The 3,708-nt window shown below is 59.1% G+C and carries 4 protein-coding genes; 3 read left to right on the top strand and 1 reads right to left on the bottom strand.

Annotation, left to right across the window (positions count from 1 at the left end):
- Window positions 1–489: 489 nt before the first annotated feature.
- Window positions 490–708, bottom strand: a complete 219-nt coding sequence (locus AWB74_RS43580; protein ID WP_061152675.1) for a hypothetical protein — start codon at window positions 706–708, stop codon at window positions 490–492.
- A 349-nt stretch (window positions 709–1,057) separates the two neighbouring features.
- Between AWB74_RS43580 and AWB74_RS43575 the strand changes: the two genes are divergently transcribed.
- From AWB74_RS43575 to AWB74_RS43560, 3 genes are all read left to right on the top strand, one after another.
- Window positions 1,058–1,438, top strand: coding sequence for a hypothetical protein (locus tag AWB74_RS43575; protein ID WP_143749514.1), 381 nt, complete (start codon window positions 1,058–1,060; stop codon window positions 1,436–1,438).
- 684 nt (window positions 1,439–2,122) lie between these two features.
- On the top strand, window positions 2,123–2,668 hold the full coding sequence (locus AWB74_RS43565) for a DUF4142 domain-containing protein (protein WP_061152672.1): 546 nt from the start codon (window positions 2,123–2,125) through the stop codon (window positions 2,666–2,668).
- A gap of 319 nt (window positions 2,669–2,987) precedes the next feature.
- Window positions 2,988–3,708 (top strand): alpha/beta fold hydrolase (locus tag AWB74_RS43560; protein ID WP_235024942.1); only part of this gene is annotated, 721 nt, incomplete at its 3' end.

Genomic DNA, 3,708 nt, shown 5'->3' with positions numbered 1-3,708 from the left:
ATGACCGATGAAATCGGCATTGCGAACTGGTGGCAATTTGACCCGCATGGAGAAGGGAAACGCCCATCGAATTGAGGTGCGCAAGAAACTACTGCGGCGTGCAACAGGCCCCGTCCACATTCAGTATGCAACATCTCCGGGGCGTCTCGCGACGCACGGAACCCGTGCCGTACCCGGACCGATACTGCTCGTGAAATCAGGCGCTGATGTTCACGTTTTTGTGGTGATCTGCCGCACCGTTGATGCGAAGGTCCGGCGGCGCACTCGTGAAAAAGCCCATTGCATGGAGGACGATGCGCGAATGTCCGCGCCTCGGCGAAAGCTGCAGAACACAAGGCGAGAGAACCCAATCAGGAAGGCAGCGCGCTCTCAATCGAACCGAGCGGACGTTCGATGCAACCATAGCCCATACAAAGAAGCGGGATTTGCCTCGGAAGTGAGAATCGCAACTGACGAGATCCGTTTGGCTGACCGGTACGAGTCTGGTAGCTAAGTCAGTGCGGCCGCGGTACGTCGCGCTTGAAGGGCCGCGTCGTCCAGTGCGTCGGGCGCAGAGGCGAACAGGCGCGTTCCTCTGCGTATCGAAGTCTTCATTCCGCCATCGGTTTGCTCGGTAACCCGAACGATCGCAACGTAGCTGCCCGGCGCCGCCAAGTCAAAGTCCGGAATAACGGTGAACCGCCCTTTCAAGATGGATTGAGTTCGCATGATAGTTTTCCGATACGCTCGCCGGCGATCCGCACGCGCTTGATGCTTGACTCTTAGTGTACCCATACCGGCTACGATCAGGCGACGCAATTATCGTCCGAACAATTCGACTGTCTTTGCGCCACGTCTAGCAGCGGCCTTACAAGCGATAGGATTCGATTTTCTTAAGTTGGAAATAGCTTCAAATCCGTTGCACGAATTTGCGCCGACGCATCGTCTAGTCCCGATAGTGCTGGCACGAAAAAGGCTGAGCCCTGTAGCGGCGTCGGCGCTTCGAACGAGATAACCCGTGAAATGCGCTGTCTCCTACTTGAGAGGGCAGAGTGCGAGTCCTAGCGCGAGATGACCGATGTTCAACCTGTTTCGTCCGCTCGAGCATCGAGACCGAGTCCAACTACTTTGTTGGCTGACTTGGGCAATGATGACCAATTACCACAGGTCGGGTGCGTGGCCTGGCATTCAGTACCGCGAGCAAGCGATACGGCGATGGTTGGCGGCTCACGAAAAGTCCGCCAGTTGGTTAGAAACCGCGCAGCTTTCATGGATCGCAGCACAGCTCGCGCATGGGAACGGTTCGATACTCGAGACTGAAGCCGGCCGCCTGGAGCTCCAGCTCGTTACGGCGATCGGGATCATCGACTACGAGCGGCCCGTGATGCGGGCGTTATATTTGCAATGCGATGAAAAAGTGGCGGCCCGCGGATGGACGAGCGGCGGAAGCTCCGCCTAAGGGCTGCGCTCCGGTTTGACGGTCCGGGCGGACGCGCAGCTGCCGGACTTTTTGGCGATCGCACCGGCAAACGAAACAGCGCGGCGGCGCTCGCCCTTGATTGTCTTTTATGGAGACGCCGATGGCACGATGCACTCTCTAACCGAACAAGTAACTGAAATCGTTCAGCTGTGGCGCGACTGCTTGTACGAGACGACGGCGCATTCAGCGACGGTGGGTCAGCGCGAAGCGAAGTGCCACGCGTCCGCCTTGCGCGTGCGGCGCGGTCAGGAGACGCTCCAAGACGGCGGACATCTATGAGCTATGGCAGAGTTGTGCATCCAAGTGAGCGTGAAGGTGGGTGACGGCGGCCGATTTGAGAAGCGAATCGCCGGATAGCCTGCTTATGACAAGCCAGTTCGACCGATGATGGAAAAGATCTGCGGGTACTTAGGATACTGACGGGGGCAATGATCCATAGGATTGCAGGGCCAGAAATGCCCCATCCCGATTTACAAGACGGCGAGAGGGTCGTGGGCACAGCCTTTCCGCCGCACGACCAGGCGCCCGACGAACCGCTCGCAAAATCGGACGGCGCGTCAAAGGCTCGGCGTCGAGGTAAGCCGCGGAACCCGTCGTAACCGGGCACGGTATCGCAATTGCTACAGAACCTGCGCTATCGGCTCATTTATCACGGAGATTAGCATGAAGGCAAGCTCGACTTTAACCACCCTCTTCAGCGCTGCGCTGATGAGCGGCGCGCCCCTCATCGTTTTCGCGCAGACGCAGGCAGCGAGCACGACCCAGGCTAACGAACTACCCGCGGTCGACAAGGCTTTCGTTCAGGCCGCGACGGAATCGAGCTCCACGGAGATCGACACAGCCAAGCTCGCAACCAAACAGTCGCAGGACAAGGACGTCAAAAGCTTTGCCCATCACATGATGGTCGATCACACGAAGTTGACCATGCAGTTGAAGATGGCGGCGCCGCACGGCGTCGAAGTGCCGAAGGATAACTCTGACACGTCGGTCATCGATGCGCTCAAGCCGCTCAAGGGCCGGGAGTTCGACAGGATGTACATCCAGAAGGTCGGAGTTGAAGGGCATCAGAAGGCGGTGGCGGCTTTCCAAAAGGAGGCGCAAGAAGGTCAGAACGCCGACCTCAAAAAGGCCGCACAGAAGGCGCTGCCGACCATCCAAGAACATCTGAAGATGGCGCAGGACCTCGCTGCCAAAAAGGGCGTGCAGTGATTGTTGCAACCAGTGGCTCAGGTGTCAAAGCTTGATAATTGAAGAAACGCAGACGCGCGTTGCTGCACGCGCGTCTGCCTCTACGCTTATCGCGCGTCGCTGACGCTGACCGCCCTGATGCACGCTTCTGTTGATTCTTTTGCTGCTGGCCTTGCGCCGTGCCTTGACCGTTCTTTGATTTCGTGGGATTGGCATTTCCCTGCTTCGCGGATGGCATTGCTGTACTCGGTCCTGGAACGGTTGGAAGGCAGCGTTGCGCTGTTCCGAAGTCGGCCACGGGAACGGGGAGGGCCTACAAGCTACAAACCGGCGCTTAGCGGTGGGCGAGACATCTCCGGCATTGAGGAGTCGCACCTTGGTCCTCGACGGGTCGCGCTCCACTGTTCAACGTCAGCATCGAACTCTATGGGGCACCATGAAGGATGAACAGAACCGATCATCGCTTCCGCGGTATGCCTTGATCGGCGGCGCGGTCGCTGCGTCGATCGGCGTGGCGACTTGGACGGCAATGCGGGCTCGGCGTGCGGAGCGCGACTGTCCACCTCTCGGTCAATTCATCGAGGCCGATGGCGTGCGTCTGCATTACTTCGATGAGGGCGAAGGGCCGGTCGTAGTGCTTTTGCACGGAAATCTGGTCACGGCGCAGGATTTCCTTGCGAGCGGGCTTTTCGGTCGTCTCACGAAGCGGCATCGCGTCATCGCTTTCGACCGTCCCGGATTCGGGTACAGCGAGCGGCCCCGCGACCGCCTTTGGACACCGCATGCACAGGCACGCACGGTCCAGCTTGCACTTAAAAAGATGGGGCTTTCCGGTGCGATGATCGTGGGCCACTCGTTCGGCTGTCTGGTTGCGTCGGCAATGGCGCTTGACCCGAACACGGAGATCCGCGGGCTCACGCTGATCTCCGGCTACTTCTATCCGACTCTACGAGCAGACGTTGCGATCAGCGCACCCGCCGCCACTCCGGTCATCGGAGACGTGTTGCGCTACACGCTTTCGCCAATCGTCGCGCGCATGATGTACGGACGCACTGTCGAAA

This window comes from Caballeronia arvi, from assembly GCF_001544695.2.
Taxonomy (GTDB): domain Bacteria; phylum Pseudomonadota; class Gammaproteobacteria; order Burkholderiales; family Burkholderiaceae; genus Caballeronia; species Caballeronia arvi.
Note: the sequence above shows the minus strand (reverse complement) of the source record. Positions and strands in the feature narration are given on the sequence as shown.